Annotated in this window: 14 protein-coding genes and 1 pseudogene; 5 read left to right on the forward strand and 10 right to left on the reverse strand. The window is 33.8% G+C overall.

From position 1 onward, the window contains the following. Positions 1-10: 10 nt before the first annotated feature. The 4 genes from JEOSCH030_RS08635 to JEOSCH030_RS08650 form a co-directional block, all read right to left on the reverse strand. Positions 11-670: a hypothetical protein gene (locus JEOSCH030_RS08635; RefSeq protein WP_185126230.1), complete on the reverse strand. Its 660-nt coding sequence runs from the start codon at positions 668-670 to the stop codon at positions 11-13. Between the two features lie 72 nt (positions 671-742). After that, the gene (locus tag JEOSCH030_RS08640) at positions 743-2,521 is read right to left on the reverse strand and encodes an SLC13 family permease (RefSeq protein ID WP_185126232.1); all 1,779 of its coding nucleotides are present in this window, start codon (positions 2,519-2,521) and stop codon (positions 743-745) included. Positions 2,522-2,662: 141 nt separating this feature from the next. Continuing rightward, on the reverse strand, positions 2,663-3,454 hold the full coding sequence (locus JEOSCH030_RS08645) for a DUF3298 domain-containing protein (protein WP_185126233.1): 792 nt from the start codon (positions 3,452-3,454) through the stop codon (positions 2,663-2,665). 25 nt (positions 3,455-3,479) lie between these two features. Next, complete coding sequence (locus tag JEOSCH030_RS08650) at positions 3,480-4,277, reverse strand: WecB/TagA/CpsF family glycosyltransferase (RefSeq protein ID WP_185126235.1); 798 nt, start codon at positions 4,275-4,277, stop codon at positions 3,480-3,482. A 96-nt stretch (positions 4,278-4,373) separates the two neighbouring features. On the opposite strand from JEOSCH030_RS08650, the gene JEOSCH030_RS08655 reads away from it, so the two are divergent. Next, a complete protein-coding gene (locus JEOSCH030_RS08655; RefSeq protein WP_185126236.1) occupies positions 4,374-5,084 on the forward strand; it encodes a glycerophosphodiester phosphodiesterase in 711 nt (236 codons plus the stop codon). A 30-nt stretch (positions 5,085-5,114) separates the two neighbouring features. Here the strand turns inward: JEOSCH030_RS08655 and tagH are convergent, their stop codons facing one another. From tagH to JEOSCH030_RS08670, 3 genes and pseudogenes are all read right to left on the reverse strand, one after another. Beyond that, positions 5,115-6,470: a teichoic acids export ABC transporter ATP-binding subunit TagH gene (gene tagH / locus JEOSCH030_RS10920; RefSeq protein WP_185126238.1), complete on the reverse strand. Its 1,356-nt coding sequence runs from the start codon at positions 6,468-6,470 to the stop codon at positions 5,115-5,117. A 13-nt stretch (positions 6,471-6,483) separates the two neighbouring features. Beyond that, positions 6,484-7,305: an ABC transporter permease gene (locus tag JEOSCH030_RS08665; protein WP_185126558.1), complete on the reverse strand. Its 822-nt coding sequence runs from the start codon at positions 7,303-7,305 to the stop codon at positions 6,484-6,486. A 35-nt stretch (positions 7,306-7,340) separates the two neighbouring features. Next, positions 7,341-8,546 (reverse strand): annotated as a pseudogene (locus JEOSCH030_RS08670) (CDP-glycerol glycerophosphotransferase family protein); the annotation flags it as partial. Between the two features lie 95 nt (positions 8,547-8,641). Between JEOSCH030_RS08670 and tagD the strand changes: the two are divergent. Together tagD and JEOSCH030_RS08680 are read left to right on the forward strand one after the other, a co-directional pair. Then, entirely contained in the window at positions 8,642-9,037 is a 396-nt protein-coding gene (tagD, locus tag JEOSCH030_RS08675) for a glycerol-3-phosphate cytidylyltransferase (RefSeq protein ID WP_185126240.1), read from the forward strand. Continuing rightward, positions 9,030-10,175, forward strand: coding sequence for a CDP-glycerol glycerophosphotransferase family protein (locus JEOSCH030_RS08680; protein ID WP_185126241.1), 1,146 nt, complete (start codon positions 9,030-9,032; stop codon positions 10,173-10,175). The genes tagD and JEOSCH030_RS08680 overlap by 8 nt, the downstream gene beginning before the upstream one ends. 61 nt (positions 10,176-10,236) lie before the next feature. Here the strand turns inward: JEOSCH030_RS08680 and JEOSCH030_RS08685 are convergent, their stop codons facing one another. The 3 genes from JEOSCH030_RS08685 to JEOSCH030_RS08695 all read right to left on the reverse strand — a co-directional run bounded on the left by JEOSCH030_RS08685 (position 10,237) and on the right by JEOSCH030_RS08695 (position 15,398). After that, complete coding sequence (locus JEOSCH030_RS08685; protein ID WP_185126242.1) at positions 10,237-12,879, reverse strand: CDP-glycerol glycerophosphotransferase family protein; 2,643 nt, start codon at positions 12,877-12,879, stop codon at positions 10,237-10,239. A 120-nt stretch (positions 12,880-12,999) separates the two neighbouring features. Next, on the reverse strand, positions 13,000-14,172 hold the full coding sequence (locus JEOSCH030_RS08690; protein WP_185126243.1) for a glycosyltransferase family 4 protein: 1,173 nt from the start codon (positions 14,170-14,172) through the stop codon (positions 13,000-13,002). 56 nt (positions 14,173-14,228) lie between these two features. Further along, complete coding sequence (locus JEOSCH030_RS08695) at positions 14,229-15,398, reverse strand: glycosyltransferase (RefSeq protein ID WP_185126244.1); 1,170 nt, start codon at positions 15,396-15,398, stop codon at positions 14,229-14,231. Between the two features lie 104 nt (positions 15,399-15,502). Between JEOSCH030_RS08695 and JEOSCH030_RS08700 the strand changes: the two genes are divergently transcribed. Both JEOSCH030_RS08700 and JEOSCH030_RS08705 read left to right on the forward strand, forming a co-directional pair. Next, positions 15,503-16,858, forward strand: a complete 1,356-nt coding sequence (locus JEOSCH030_RS08700; protein ID WP_185126245.1) for an LCP family glycopolymer transferase — start codon at positions 15,503-15,505, stop codon at positions 16,856-16,858. 20 nt (positions 16,859-16,878) lie between these two features. After that, the gene (locus tag JEOSCH030_RS08705; RefSeq protein WP_185126246.1) at positions 16,879-17,343 is read left to right on the forward strand and encodes a DUF2538 family protein; all 465 of its coding nucleotides are present in this window, start codon (positions 16,879-16,881) and stop codon (positions 17,341-17,343) included. Positions 17,344-17,350 lie beyond the last annotated feature (7 nt).

The raw sequence follows: 17,350 nt of genomic DNA on the forward strand, positions 1-17,350 counted from the left end.
ATAAGTCTTCTTATTTGGCTGTCACCAAAGCATTTTTATTTAGATTCAAATCATCACACAAGGTCTTTGCGTGTTCTAGATATCGATCACTATTAGAGATATGAACTTCCATGAAGGCTGAATGACTCGCATCAGCTTTCGCTATCATTGATTGCATTTCTATAATAGCGAGTTGCCGGTTAGATATAGCATATGACAGGTCTTCTTTAATCGCTTCGATTTTTGTCCTTTCAACTGCTGTCAGACTAGAAGGTAAACTTACATTGTTAATCTTCTTTTGAAGGTCTTTATAGGCAGCATTCAAGTCACTTATATTTTCTCTTATCACTGTTTCATCGTAATTATTGTAGTAACTTTCATATATTGGGATAAACAAGTCGTTCCACACCATAATGATTTCATTATTTTGCTCACTTAATTCTTGACCGACTTCTCGTAAATCTTTTTTAGAAAGTGTGCTGACATCTTGTAGAGTCTCTGCCTTATTATCTGTCTGATTGATATCTACTGTATTCGTATTTGCAACTTCTTCTACTGAATTAATAACAAGATGATTAATTGTCGTATGAGACTTAGTTATAATTGGCAAATTCTCTGATTTTGCTAATCTGTCTGCTGAATTACAACCCGCCAGAAGTATGACAAATACTATAGTTAGTATTTGTTTCAATTTGAAAGACCTCTCGAATTTGTTTTTTACTCTTTAGATTGTAACACAGCTGTAACTTTTATGAAACATTACTTAAAACCAGACAAGATATATCAGTGATGTTGCAACGAGCATTACAAGAACTGACAGAGGTCCACCGACTTTAATATAGTCTGTAAACTTATAACCACCTGGTCCATAGACAATTAAGTTTGTTTGATAACCAATTGGTGTCATAAAACTTGCTGATGCAGCAATTGCTATAACTACAACCAGTCCCATATAGTCTACCTGCATTGCATTAGCCATCTCAATTGCAATCGGGAACATCAAGACAGCAGCTGCACTGTTGGTGATAATTTCTGTAAATATGTTTGTTACTATATATAAAATGACAATGACACCTAATATTCCAAGTGGTGCAGCAAGTTCTGTTAAAGCACTCGCAACATATTGGGCAAGCCCGGATTCTGTCATGGCTGCTCCGACCCCAAAGGCACTCGCTATGAGTAAAATAACATCGAACTGTATAAAACTAACGATTTCATTAGGGTTGATAAATCTAAGTCCAACAAGTAAGACAACGAGTATCAACATTGCCTCGAGCATAGTTAACCAACCTAGTGTAACAACGAGTATCATCGATATTAAGAGGATTAAACCAATCCATCCCTTGGTCATATCTTGCTTGAGATTGTCAGGTGGATTCACTGAATTCACGACATAAAAATCAGATGAGTGCTTATGATTTTCTATAAAAGCTTGGTCAGCGATCAGTAGTAAGGTATCTCCTGTTTTTAAGACAATGTCCCCCACCCTACTTTTAATCCTCTGATTATTTCTATGAATTGCAATAACCCCTGCATCATATCTATTTTTAAAGTTAGTTTGTTTTAAAGTTCTATTAATCAAAGAAGAGTTGTGAGAAACGACAGTTTCAACGAGTAGATTATCATCATTTTTCACATCATCTAAAGTGAGCTCTGTTCCTGTTTTCAAGCTGATTCCTTTATATTTCTGGATTTTAGCAATGGTATTTAAAGATCCTGAGAAGATAATATGGTCACCCTCCCTAATCTTAGTCAAACCATTAATTGGAGATACTCTCTTATCTCCACGTAAAATCTCTATAATATAAATACCCTCGAAAGTTTCTTGCCCGAGCTCTTTAATTGAAGTATCTCTATACTCAAAATTGTCCTCAATAACAACCTCAGCTAAAAATTCCTTTGTCTCTTTACTAATTTGCTGTTTAGCACCAAGGTGTTCTGGCAGTAGTTTATATCCGACAGTTAATAGATAAAGAAATCCTACTATAGTAATCGGTACACCTATGACTGTTAAGGTAAAGAAACTAAAGCCTTCAAGTCCGCTGTTTAACAATAAGCCATGAACAACGAGGTTTGTCGATGTCCCTATCAAAGTAATCGTTCCACCGAGAATTGTCATATATGATAAAGGAATTAAAAATTTCGATGGACTATAGCCATTATCAATCGCCCAGTCTTTAATAATTGGAGTTAAGGCAATGACTATGGGCGTATTATTTAAAAAACCTGACGATAAGCCCACAGGTAAGAGCACCTTAGCCATAGAAGATTTAATATTTTTAGCTTGTCCTAACAGTCTATATATGACCAGTTCAATGATTCCATGTTTTTGAATTGCACCTGCAACGATAAACAATAGTAATACTGTGATCATACCTTCGTTAGAGAAACCACTCAGCGCTTGACTACTTGATATCACGCCTGTTAAGAGAAAGACAACTAGAGTTAGGAAGATTAAAAAGTCAGCTCGAATGACTTCAAATAAAAGACCCACCAGCATGAGAATAATAACAACAGCTACAAAAATCATCTCTCCAGTCAAAGTGGCACCCCCGTTCTTTAGTTTTAAGTAATTTTATCACACTCCATTGTTTAAACATACAAAATTGAAATCTGTATTTCCTTACTTTTAAGATGCTCATAAAAAAACTCAGAAATCTATTTTTGATTTCTGAGCTTCTTCTTATTTTATAAATTCTTGAACTCTTTCAGGCATTAGATGGCGGGCTTCAGATATATCAATATCAAATGAAGGCTCACCAGCTGCAGTTTCTGCTATAGTATCGACCTCAAAGTTAAAGTTTAATCGATTATCTTCTATCGCCACTTCTTCAAAGGTGGTGTTTTCATTGACCCACTCTTTAAGCTTATCTTTTCTTAAATATATATTTAAGGTGTCATCTTTTTCTATTTCTTTAAGCAGCTGTTCATAGACTAGTGCTTTTGTCTCACTGGAATCATCAAATAATCCCTCTCCAACTAATAGTTCATCAGTGTCATTATTAACCCAGACAATCTCACGTTCTTTTAGAGAATCTTCAGCGTAATGACTATCTATATTAAAAGTGAGTGCGTATATATGATCTTTCACTTTGTCTTTTTCAAAATTAATGTTTAAAACAGGTGTTTCACCTTCATCTTCATTGGCTGTACTTATATTCTTAAAGATTTCTAATTTCTTGTCTATCAGTTGTTGAATACCTGAGTCAACATTTGGCAGTCCAAATTCGGGATAAGTAACAGAAATCTCTTTATTATTATCTTTATCCATTTTAGAAACGGTCGTCATATCTGAATTTTTTTCTTTAGATATATCAGTTTCTTCACTAGTTGAGTCTTTTTCTTTTTCACTATATTCTCCACTTTCTAGCATGTTTTTAGCTTCTTCACTACCTCTAGGTGTTTCTTTATCTTCTGAACATGCTGTTAAAAATACAAGAGGAAAAATTATTAATAAACTGACTTTCGGTTTCATCTTTAAACTCCTCGTCGATTTCATCTTATCTAATACCATCGCGTGATTTTCTTGGTTTGGACTTAGAAAAGCCTAACTTCTTCATAAACCATTTTACAACAGGAATATGTAGGAGCATAAACTCAAAAACCTTCATATCTCTTCTCAAACGGTGGGGTTCTTTAAGTAGTCGGTATAGCCATTCCAATTGCAATTTGATCCAAATTTGAGGTGCCCGTTTTAAGCGACCACTTAAGACATCAAAACTACCACCGACTCCGAGAAAAATCCCATGGTCAAAATTTGATAAATTATGAGCAATCCAACCTTCTTGACGTTTTGCACCCAAGGCGACAAAGACGATGTCTGGATTCGATTCTACCACTTGATCTGTGACACTCTGATCAAAACGGTTGAAATAACCATCTCGACGACCCGCAACGATTAAGTCTGGATAGTCTTTTTTTACAATTTCTACTACCTTCTGATTGACTACCTCACTCGCTCCTAAGAAAAAGACTCTTTTTTGATGTTGATCAGCATAAGCCAATAGATCATACATGAGATCGACACCAGTCACTCTTTCCTTAAGCGGTTCTTTAATAAATTTTGAAGCGTTGACAACCCCGATTCCATCGGCTACAACATAATCAGCTTGTTTCACTATAGTTTTAAAGTCAGGGTCATCTCTTGTTTCTATAACTACTTCGGGGTTTGCTGTAACGATGAAACATTTTTCATTTTTTTCTATAGCAGGATAAACTATGTTCTTTAAAAATGAATAACGAGAGACATTGATAAAATTAATATCCATCAAAGTGACTCTACTATAGTTATCTTTCATGTCGTAACCTCCTTTTTACATAATATCTTTACATAATTTTTAATATTAAATGTTACACTACCAATATGACAACAAATTCACTTTGGAGTGTGTCCCATGTTATGTATATTCGCTCATAGAGGCGCGGAATCATCTGCCCCAGAAAATACACTTGCTGCTTTCAAAACAGCTTTAAATAGCGGTGCAAAAGCACTTGAACTTGATGTTCAATTATCTAAAGATCAAATACCTGTCGTCATTCACGACTATAAATTAACACGTTATAATAAGGAATATAATGAGTCAGTAAATGAATATACCTTAAGTGAGCTAAAAGACATAGATATCGGCTCATTTTTCTCTACCGAATTTAAAGATGAAAGAATCCCTACTTTAAAAGAAGTACTAGAGCTTACACCACAATCGGTCATGTTAAATATAGAGATTAAAAATACACCTAAAAGACATATTGGAATTGAACAGAAAATTGCAGACTTAATATCTGAATATAGAACGATTGATAATGTCTTAGTATCTTCCTTTGATCATCTAGCTCTAGAAAATATTGGGAAAATTAATCCACAACTTAAACTCGGCTTTTTAATTCACTACCCTTTAATCAATGCTGCTAAATACGTAAATAGCACTGGCTTAAATGTAGTGAGCATCCATCCAAACAAAAATATAGTGGATGAAAAATTTATCGAAGAATGTCAAAAATACAACTATAAAGTCTTCCCGTATACTGTTAAAAACGACCTTGAGTATCAGACACTCATCGACCTTGGGGTCGACGGCATGTTCACTTCTAAAGAAGAATATTATTAAGAAAATAAGAGGTGCTAATCAGCACCTCTTTTAATCTGTATCTAGTTCTTCTAAGTCGCTTACGACATTATTACTATGAATCCAGACTAGACTTTCTGTGCCATCAATTTGACCACAGTACCAAATGTTGTTCCCTACTAATACCGTCTCTGAAACATTAAATAGTAAACCAGCATGATGTTCTAGACTTTCATGGACGTATTGTTTTTTGCCACCCCAAGGGTCAGTAGAAGCAAAACCCCTGCCAAGTAAATAAAATACTTTAGGATCATTATCGACATGAGTCAGAACATGAGATGATGTTTCAATCCCTCTTATCCAGCCGATTACACCATCTTGTCCAGATGGTTTTGTACTTAATAAATAATAATTTTCAAACTGATAAGTTGCTTCTCTTTTAACATAGTAAACTTTATTTTTTAAAGTTTGTGCATCTTCTTTACCTTCATCACTATTCGGTGATTGATAGATATAGCTTGTATAGGCCTTTAAATGTGCCAGACGACTCACTTGTCTAACTGAATAAGTATGAGAAGCTTCTAGGGCATCTTCATTATCTAAGACCATGACCTTACCCATTTTCTTATACTTAACTTTTTTAGGATCGAGTGACATTACTTTTTCACGATAGAGGTCTTTTTCTTCCTTTTGCATGTTTTGCCACTTGTTTAAGAAAGCTTCATAAAGCGGGAGGACATCCTGAACATCTCCATATGCTTTAACTCGACCAAATTCTAACCATAAAATTTTATCACAAAAAGTTTTCATTTGACCAATAGAATGACTGACAAAAATCATCGTTTTGCCTTCTTCTTTAAACTCCATCATCTTTTTAAGACTTTTATCTGCAAAAGCTCTATCTCCGACACTTAATGCTTCATCAATAATTAAAATATCTGGATCTACCTTAACACTAATCGCAAAACCAAGTCTCGATTTCATTCCACTTGAGTAAGATTTTACTGGTTGATCGATAAAGTTCTCGAGCTCTGAGAACTCAATAATCTCTGGCTCCATCTCTTTAACTTCTTCTCTTGTGAAGCCGAGCATTAAACATTTCAGCTCAATATTATCTCGCCCGGTTAAATCATCATTAAGTCCAGCTGCAACTGCAATCAGTGAAGGTTGGCCATTAACTTGTACAGTTCCACTAGTCTCCGGCACAATCCCTGCAATGATGTTTGATAATGTCGATTTACCTGAACCATTGATTCCAATAAAGCCAACAACATCACCTTTGTCTGCTTCAAAAGATACACCATTTAATGCATAAAAATCATTGCCGTGCTTTTTACTTGGACTAAACAAGTCTAAAATTCTTTCTTTTGAATTGTCATACAGTTTGTATCTTTTGACCACATCTTTGGCCACAATTGCTTTTGTCATATTATTAACCCCATTATAAGTAATCTATAAAATTACGTCTAAATTTCATATGAAGTGAAGAACCGATGGCAAATAATACTAGCATCAGACCCCAGAAATATAAGCTATATTCCCAGTGTGTAACTAGGAACCACTCAGTCCCAAAGAAGGATGCTCTATAACCTTCAATAAGGTAAACCAAAGGATTTAATCTCATAAGAACCATCAAAGTTGGGAAATCCGATAACATGGATAATGGCCATAACACTCCAGATAAGTACAACAGCATACGTAATAAAGAATTCAATAACAGATGAACATCACGAATGAGCGTAGATAAGGTTGATGTGATTAAAGCAAAGGACAGAATCAACACATATGAACAAAAAATAAAATAAATAATTTGTACAAAGTAGAGGCTGACTGTGTAGCCTGCAATCTGAAAGACTATAAATGCAATTACCAACATGATGATGTGAGTATAAAACTTAGAAAATATAGGAATGTTAGGAATTACACTCAGTGGGAAATTCATCTTAGATAGCATTTTTAACCTTGTATAAATCGATTTAGATGCTTCTATACTTGCTTGGAAGAAAAACGTCCAAACGATAAAACCAATAAATAACCAATAAAAGAATGGTACTTCCACTCCACCAATTTCTACTGGTTGTCTCTGTCTTAAAGTTCCAAACACAAACCAGTAAATCATAATACTAATTACAGGTGTGAGAACTTCCCAGACAATACCGAGATAGTTATTTTGATTCTTACTTTTTATATCATAGGTCGACAACCTTCTCACTAAATAAAAGTGAGATAGCTGTTCCTGTAAAACTTTCAGCATGGATTTCATCTTAGTCACAACCTCATTTTTTCATCAATGGTGAATTATACAATTTTACTTCTTAGATGACAAATAACTTCATCAGCGACACGTTGTGATGCATGACCGTCTTCTAGAGCACAGAATTTTTCTCTGAAGTTATTTACTTTATATCGTTCGTTGTAATCTATAGTTTCACTCTCTTTTATAGCATCGATCAGAGCTTTTTCTGTCGTTACTAATGGACCAGGAGCGAGCGTCTCGAAATCAAAGTAAAAACCTCTTAACTTATCTCTGTAATTATCGAGATCATAAGTATAGAAAATCATTGGTCTTTTGAGAGTTGCGTAATCAAAGAAGACAGAAGAGTAATCAGTCACTAAAAGATCTGAAATAACATAAAGCCCTCTGATGTCTTCGTACTTAGAACAATCATAAACAAAATGTTCATAGCCTGATATATCTAAGTTTTCACTCACTAAATAGTGCAGTCTTAAAATAATGATATAGTCATCACCAAGTGCTTGATACATATTTTCTAAATCGAATTCTAAGTCGAATTTATAGCGTCCTTTACTATGATAAGAATCATCTCTCCAAGTTGGAGCGTAAAGGATTACTTTTTTATCTTCCGGGATTCCGAGTTCTTTTTTCAGCTTTGATACACTTTCTTCATCATTATGATTGAAAAGAAAGTCATTTCTAGGGTATCCTGTTTCCAGCATTGTTTTATCAAACACAAAAGCTCTTCTAAAAATTTCTGAAGAATATTCATTAGGTGATACTAAAAAATCCCATTTAGATGCTTCTTTAGAAAAGTTTTTCTTGTATTTATCTGTGTTAGTCCCTGGCATATGGACTTCTTCCATGTCTGTTGCTAAGCGTTTCAAAGGTGTCCCATGCCATGTTTGCAAGTAGGTTGTCCCTTTTGGTTTTGGAATCCACAGTGGAAGCCGACTATTAGTAATCCATAAGGTTGCTTTATTCATATATATCATCCAGTTCAAGGAGAACCGCTTGATGTAAGGTAAGTCATACCTTTCGAAAGTATCGATATAGCGTTTATCTACACTCCATAAAAATCGATACTCTGGATAATGTGTAGTCATATATTCGTATAAGGCTCTTGGATTATCACTGTATTGTTTTCCTAAAAAACTTTCAAAGATAATCAAAGAGTGATCCTTATTAAATATTTTTCCAAAGAACCAAAATATAGCTTTATATAATTTTAAAAGAAGTACTTTTGAATATTTTTTAATTTTTTTCATATACACCACACCTGAAAGTCTTAAGTATTATCTTATGCTATAATTCATAATACTACAAAATACTATTACTATGCCTTAATTTGGAGGAATTTATCATGAAAAAAGTCATCACATACGGAACATTCGATTTATTACACACTGGTCACATCAACTTATTGAGAAGAGCAAAAGCACTTGGTGACTATTTAATCGTCGCTGTTTCTACAGATGAATTTAATACTTTAAAACATAAAGAATCATATCACTCTTTTGAGGAAAGAAAGCAAATCCTAGAAGCCATTCGCTATGTCGATGAAGTCATCGGTGAAGATTCATGGGATCAAAAATCATCTGATGTTGTAGATTACAATATCGATACATTTGTCATTGGCGATGATTGGGAAGGAGAATTCGATTTCTTAAAAGAATACTGTGAAGTTGTCTATCTCCCAAGAACGACTGGTGTATCAACCACTAAAATTAAAGAAGAATTAAAAGAAAAAGATGCTTAAAGAAGTAGTTTTAAAGTTTTATCTGCTGCTTGTTAAAGAATTTTTTCGTTTGTTTAGCTATTTCCCATTAAAGAGACGTACTGTAATGCTTTCGTCTTTCGGTGATAATCTCAGCTATATCAATGATAGTCTTTATCATAAAGGCCTATCAGACGTTATTGTTTTAAAAGAGAGCAGTTGTAAAAAAGACTTTAAACATGCACAGAAGGTTTTAAAGTTTTCTCCTAAGCATCCACTGTCCTTTTTTACAGGACTTTATTATCTGGCGACGAGTAAGATGATTTTTATCGATAATTATCACGTTATCTTAGCGAGCTGTGACTTTAAAAAGGATGTCGTGGTGAGTCAAGTCTGGCACGCCAATGGTGCTGTTAAATACTTCGGTTTAAGAGACAAGACAATCGTTCACCGACCTAAGAGTGCGCATAGAAGATTTAGATCAGTTTATAAAACATTCAATAAGGTAGTTGTCAGCTCTGATGATATGGCTTATATTTTTTCCGAAGCTTTTGGCTTGTCGGATAATAATATCTTAAAAACTGGCCTAGCTAGAACTGATTACTATTTTGATAAAAAACAAGTAAATGAGGACCGTGTCAAAGTTAGACAAGGACTGAATTTAGATTCTAAGACAAAAGTAATCCTTTATGCACCAACCTATAGGGACGGACATCTAAACGATAGTCAACTACTTTTAAACTTAAAGACAGTAAGTGAGAAACTGCCCGGCTATCACATCTTAGTGAAATTACACCCTGCCATGTCCGCTCACTATGATTATGAAAGCGTCTTTGTGACAAATGTTTCACAGGGCTATACGATTGAATCACTTATGGCCGCTTCAGACATACTCATTACAGATTATTCATCCATACCTTATGAATATTGCATCCTAAATAAACCGATGTACTTCTATATCAATGATATTGATGAATACCAAGAGGAACGAGGAATTTGGTTTGATTTTGAATCTTACATGCCTGGACCTGCTTGTAAAAATGAAGATTCACTTATTGATAACCTACTCAATGAAACAGCCGATTTAAATAAAGTAAAAGCTTTTAACAAGCGGGTTAATAAATATGCTGATGGGCATTCAAGTGACCGCTTAGTTGACACTTTATATAAAAATTTTTAATAGAAAACATAAGCACGTCGAGCGCTAGAAAAGTGACTCGGCGTGCTTTTAATTTAAGATTTTACTTGTGATCTAATTTCTCTAATTTATTAAGAACACTATTATAAATTCTTAAGCAGTTATCATGATCTTGGTATTCAAAAATGCCTGATATATCAATATTACCTGTTTTAAAATTTCGATGAATCTGTTCTTGTATCAGGGTAATTAACTCATCTTCTGTTCTGGCGATTTCACCAATAAAGGTTTGATGTAAAGGTCTTAATTTACCTTGGCGGAAAAACTTCCTCACATCAAAATGATAGTATATTACGGGCTTATCCATCAGTGTGAAATCAAAACTTACACTTGAGTAATCTGTAATTAATAAGGAATGCTCAATGAGTAAATCTTGTACTTTTTTTGACCCTAGCTCGATAAAATTAATATTGTTACTAGGATTCAGTATTTCACTATTAAAATACATCTGAGCTCTATAGTGAGGATAAAAATTCAATTGCACGTTATTATCTTCTAAAATCTTAATCAGTCTTTCATTATGGATAAGATTATTATAGTAATTAAAATATTGACTATCTAAAAATTGTTCATCTGTATTAATCCAATCACGCCAAGTTGGCATTAAAAGAATATCTTTTGTTTCATTATTTCTTGGTAAAGAATCAAACCTTGCCAGTCCCGTGATTGCAACTTCTTCTTCGTCATAACCCAATTTTTTCACAACGACATTATATTTTTCTGGCTGTGAAGACACGATGAAAAGATCAAAAGGTAGGTCGTAATATTTTTTATGATATTCCACTCTTTTTCGACCCAACACCCCATGTTGTAAAAACACTTTAATAGTCTCTTCATAATTAAAGAAGCCACGTGCTGGTTTATAAGGCAAGAGATTTTCAAGGTCATGTGTACCGAGTAAGACCCCTGCTTTGAAGGAAATCTGGTAATGTTCTTTTGAACCAAAAGCTAAAACATTTGGATCATCAGAAATTTTCTCATAGTCAACAGCAGTATCTTCAATCACGTAATATGCATCAATATCTGTGTGCTGTTTTAAATACTGATAAAAGGCATAACCATTATCTTGGGCTGTATCATATCGCTCACCAACCAACCAAGTCTGATAATCTTTCTTAGGTTTATCCCCTGGTAAAGGAATACCACTAGGAATTAAAAAGGTCTCTATTTTCAAGTTATCAAAAGGTGTTGTTGTGATTAAGAAATAATGTCTATTTCCTTCTGCATCTACTTTATCAAATACCCCATAATAGTTATCCTTTTTGTAGTCTGCGAATTCATATTTGATTTTAACTTGCCGAACGATTTCACCGCTGTCATGAACGATGCCAATAAATATATCAATAATTGTTTTACCTTTACTTTTTAACTGGATAAAATCAATAAGAGATAAGTCGATTGAAAAATCATTATCTATTGGTAAAAGTACTTGCTCTTTAGAATATCGGTCCTCAAATATCATATAAATTTTAGATTCTACAAAGTTTTCTAGACCGCTCACAAAACCAGTTAACTCATTCCCTTCTATTTCTGTGACTTGTCTTCTTAATCTTGGACGGGTCACTTTAAATCCTAAGCCACTGTCTTTTCTTTTATAAAACCAAATCTTCATCATTTCAAAGTTATAATTGATGACTTCTCTAGACCCAAGTGAATCTTGATCAATATCATTTATATTCGGTTGTAAAATCATTTCTTCATGACCAGCTGTCAGTACACTAAATCTTTTTCTAGAAAATTTATCCATCAAGTCATCTAGTGGAATGTCAGCTGTGTAGCTACCCTCTAACATGTAAAGGGGATATGAAATTGTAGTCTCTGATATTGTATCGTTTAATATTAATGATTTAAGTGCACGTTTATCACGGCTATTTAGACTTAAACTTAAAGTATCTTCCTTAAGCTGATAGGAAATACCCGATAAATTAATAATATGATTTTCTATAAATAATAGTGTTTCACCAGTTCTCTTAGTGATGTCCACAGTATGAGATTTTGTTGATAATAACTTGTCACTAACAGAAAACTCGACAGGAACCATCTGGAAGTCCTTAAGAATATAGAGAGAAGCTCTCCCCATAGTGACATAGTCAAAATCATTGGTGACGATTTTTTTGTTAAACCCAATATTATCTAACTCTACAATCTTATTCGGATATAAAAAGGCTAGCTTATACCCTGTCATATCCTCTTTAAAATCGACTTCTAATCTTTCATACGATGTACTGATATCTTCAGCAAAAACAGCTTTTTCTTTAAAATTATATTCAGAAAATAGCGGTTCTAAAATAATTGTACCGTTCACTAAAATATTAAAGTATTTATCATTTTTAAAGAAGGACGTTTTATTCTGCAGATCCTCACTCGGACGTACAATCATATTCTTACCGTCTACCTTCATTTTGATAGTAGAGTTTCCTTGAATATTTTTAAATATCTCGTTTTCTAAAAAAATAGAAGCTGAATTTTTTTCTATTTTATAAGAAAGTTGCTCACTGTAACATCCATCAGATAAAATAAATTCAACATTTTTCTTAGAACTTAAATTATAAAAGTTTCTGAGAGATAAATTAATGACAATCATATGATTAAACACTGTTAAATCTTCAAATGTTACCTTCTTCACTATCATTTCTCTCATACTTCTTGGAAGTATAGTTCTCAATCTTTTCTTTAATGAACTCATATATAAAACTCCTACATAATAATTACATACTCATCTTCACTATATTCATTTTACATGAAAACTCCATTTCTTTACATTAATAAAAGAGCTTGAATAACATCAGTGTTATTCAAACTCTAATTAGGAAAGAAAATTTTCAAGTTTATTTATATTAATTTCCCATAAAAATTCTGACTCTAAGAGCTTCCTAGAATTGTTTCTGAGTGTGAGCTCAAGTGCTCTATCTTCTTTTATTTTTAATATTGCGCTGACGAGTTCATCAGTCGTTGCGCCTTCTTTAGCGTAACCAACTTTGTTCCCATTCACTAGTTCACCCGTAAAACCACCGAGATTAGTTACAATAGGCACCCCTGATGCGATTCCATCAATCACTTTACCAGGTAAGACATTTAAAAAGACCTCACTATCTTTTAAGATAGAGAGTTGGATATTTGATTGTCTGATATCCACTAGACATTCTTCTCGTGTTTTTTCTTCTTCAAAGGTCACGTACTTAAAATCATTGAAGTCAATATAAGATTTAAAGAGATGGGCGTTCATCCCGTAACCTATAATCTTAAAGTCAATTTTTTCCGCTTCTAAGCGAGTCGCAAGCTCTTGTAACTTTTCATAACTTTGAGCAAAACCGATATTACCCGTATAGATGACTCTGAAGTTCTTGCCCAGTTCTTCAAAAGCAACCTCTTCTTCTGTAAAGGCATTTGGTAGATAAAGGATCTCTTTGTTTCTGACCATTTCTTTTATGTATTTTCTAAAACCCTCATTGTTAATGACGATTTTATCAGATGCTTTATACAGCAGTTTCTCCATCAATTTTAAGATTGGGAAGAAAAGATTTATATTTAATTTTTCAACATATTTGACACTATCTGGCCAAAGATCTCTAACTTCTAATATACGTTTAACCGAACGATTTCTTTTTTGAAAGAAAGCAGCCCAAGGTATAAAAATATTAGGTGATGTCACATAGATACAATCGTAAAGATGTTGATATTCTTTTACATAAACCCATACTTTATAAGATAGTTCAAAGTAATACAGCAGCCGTAAAAACATAGACTTACTCTGTTTATCCATGCGCATTTTTAGTCTCATGATATCTCTTGATTGACTGATTTCAGTATCATTCCAATACTTATCTTCCTCATACATCTTAGCATTAGGATATGAAGGATGTGTCGTTAACACTTCTACCTTATGATTTTTAGATAAGTACTTATATAAGTTTTTTAATCGATTCGCACCAGAACCTATTTCAGGGTAAAAATTTTGAGTAATTAATAATATTTTCATAGGTCACCCATCTTAAAAATTTTATGCTTTTCTATTATAACAAAGCTCACTTGTGTTTAAAAATTAATTTTTTTGTATAAGTCTTGTAAAACAACTTTATCGACTTCCCAATTATACTTTAACTTAGCGGTCTTTGTGTGTGCTTTAAAATTCATCAGCAGATCATCGTCAGCTAGCATTCTTTCGATTGCTTCTTGAAGTTGTTTTGTATTGCCTTCTTCTACTGTTAGACCCACCGCTTCCCCGTCAATTATTTTTTCAATCTCAGGTAATCTTGAACCAATGACAGGTACATGCGCCATCAGATATTCAAATAATTTATTTGAGGAAGCTGAATAATGATTAAAGTTAGTATTCTCTAAAAATTGAATTCCAAGGTCAGCGGCCTTTGTATATTGCCTTAATAGCTGATAAGGTACTCTATCTATAAAATGTACCTTATCTTCGAGTCGTAAATCATGGTGCTTAGCAATTAGATTTTGCCTCTCTTTTCCATCACCAATCATAAACAAACTAGCACCCTCGATGTTTTTAAAGGCTTCTAATAATTTAAATAAGCCTCGTCCTTCTTGCATACCACCCTGATACAAGACAATTTTTTTATCATCTGGTATGTGATAAGTATGTCGTAAATCCATAGCCTTATACTGATCAATATCATATAACTCTGAATAGTTATGAATGACCGTCGGATATTTTTTATATAGGTTATAATGGTAGTCAGCACGAGTTTCATTTTCTACTATAACTTCATCGACAAACTTGAGTAAAAATTTCTCAATCCTATATATAGTATTAAAATTGTAATGTGTCCGACTTGTTTGCACTTCATGCGAATCATAGATTAATAATTTCTTTTTTAATCGTAACTTACTAGAGACAATACCTTGTATCAAAGTATTTAAGTCATGTGCATGATAAACATCGGTATTATATGAACGGCCTAGCATAATCATCTTTAGCATCAAGAGCGCGTTCGGAAGATGCTTATTCAAAATTGTAGTTTTAAATTTGTTTCTAAGTCGCTCAGGTAACTCCCATTTCAAGGGGCGGTTTACCACTATATTATTAGAAATTTTTTCGCTTTTTTTCAATTCCATTTCAGTCAGTTCTTTTTTCGCTATTATGGTGACTGAGTAATTTAGTTCCTCTAGAGCTTTTGCTTCTCTAAGGACCCTGGCATCATTAACAAAGTTATTCCAGACAAACATCGTTACACTTTTCATTTGCAACCCTCTAAAATTTATTATATTGTTTTAATTTACTATACTTACACATTATAATAGAATCTATATGATTTTAAAATCCAAACTAGAAATGAGAAATTATTTTGACTAAAAAAATTATCTGGACAATAGTGATTGTCCTACTACTAATCTTAGCAGGTGCAGGCATTTATATTTACAGTCTTTATAATGCATTTGATGAAGGCGTCACAAGCTCATACGAACCCACTGATAGAGAACGCTCTGACTTAAGAAAAGAAGACGCCTCTGTCGATGAGAGCTTTACAGTATTAATACTCGGTACTGATGAGAATGATTCGAGAGCTGAAAAAGAAAACTTAGCTGGAGATGATTTCAGAACAGACAGTATGATCTTGGCTACTTTTGATAAGAATGAAGACGACGTTAAACTAGTCAACATACCAAGAGATACACTCGCTTATATCAATACAGAAGAATATTTCGATAAAATAAATCACGCTCATATGTACGGGGGACCAAGTGCTTCAATGGAGACAGTCGAGACTTTACTCAATGTTCCAGTAGACTACTACGTCCGCTTAAACATGGCTGGTGTGGTTGATATTGTTGACTCAGTTGGTGGTATTGAATTCGATGTACCATTTGATATGGACGAACCGGATCAGCATGATAAAGGTCGTATCAAACTTGAAAAAGGCGTTCAAGAATTGAGCGGTGAAGAAGCACTCGCTGTCGTGAGAAGCCGTCGTGTAGACTCAGACTTAGGCCGTGGTAATAGACAAATAGAATTAGTCGAAGCGGTCTTAAACAAAGTGAAATCTTCAGGTAGTTTGAAAAACATCGATGATTTAATTAAAGTTGTTGCAGATAATACCAAGCATAGCTTTACATCTAAAGAAATAAGAAGCCTTGCTTCCTACTACGCTTTCAATGATATTAGCTTTGATTCTACACAGTTAAAAGGATCAGATTTTTGGGAGCCAAATTCAGGTGCTTATTTCTATAGACCTGACGAGGAACACATATATGTCTTATCAAACACAATCCGTTCTATACTCGGTATGGATGAGTCAGATCCAAATGACTTGATCAACATTAGACTAGCTGACTTTTTAACACCATATCAGTATCTTGACGACTATACGCTTAATGAATATAAGTTAGAAGAAACGCCTTTGTATGCAGAAGAAGGCTATGAAAGTCCTTATGGTGACGGTTTTGAAACTGAAGAATTTAACTATCAAGAGTCAGATGTAGAAGGTGAAACAGAAATAGAAGAAAATCCAGAAGATGACCCTTCTACAGAAGAAACTAACCCTAACGAACAAACGGATCCTAACCAACAAACAGACCCTAACACAGAAAACAACCAAGAAGAATATAATGAAGTACCAGCTGAAGAAGGGTATAATAACAACCAAGATGGCTATTACGATAATAGCAGTGAAGAAAATTATGATGACGGTAGTTATTATTAAGTAAGAAAAGAGGTGCGACATTGAGAAGTTCATACGACAAAGTTTCAAATATCGAAGAGATGATGGCAAGCTTAGAAACATTGATAAAAAATAGTGGTCAGAAAAACATAGAAAATGAATATTACTATTTAAATCATCGGCACAAAGAACTTTATCTTGCTCTAAGAAGTTACTTTGCTGAGGCTGAACATAATCCTCAAGTTGATGCAGCCGCCTATATCACAGCAATTCCTGAAATATACGAAGCAGTCGATGTCTTTGAATGTATTCATCCTCTAGACTGGATATCTAACGATGGCCGTTTGTCAGATGCTTTTAAATCATTGACCCCTCATATACAGTACATTGCACTCGCAGCAGCTGAAGCCAGTAAAATAAAGTTCAATACGCCACCCGCTTTATCTCTTGGCATGGACTATTGGAATATTGATCAATTAAAAATGTTTTGGCAATATACGATTATTAGACGAAAAAATGCGATGTAGGTGATAA

The organism is Jeotgalicoccus meleagridis (genome assembly GCF_903994045.1).
In the GTDB taxonomy this organism is placed as follows: Bacteria; Bacillota; Bacilli; order Staphylococcales; family Salinicoccaceae; genus Jeotgalicoccus; species Jeotgalicoccus meleagridis.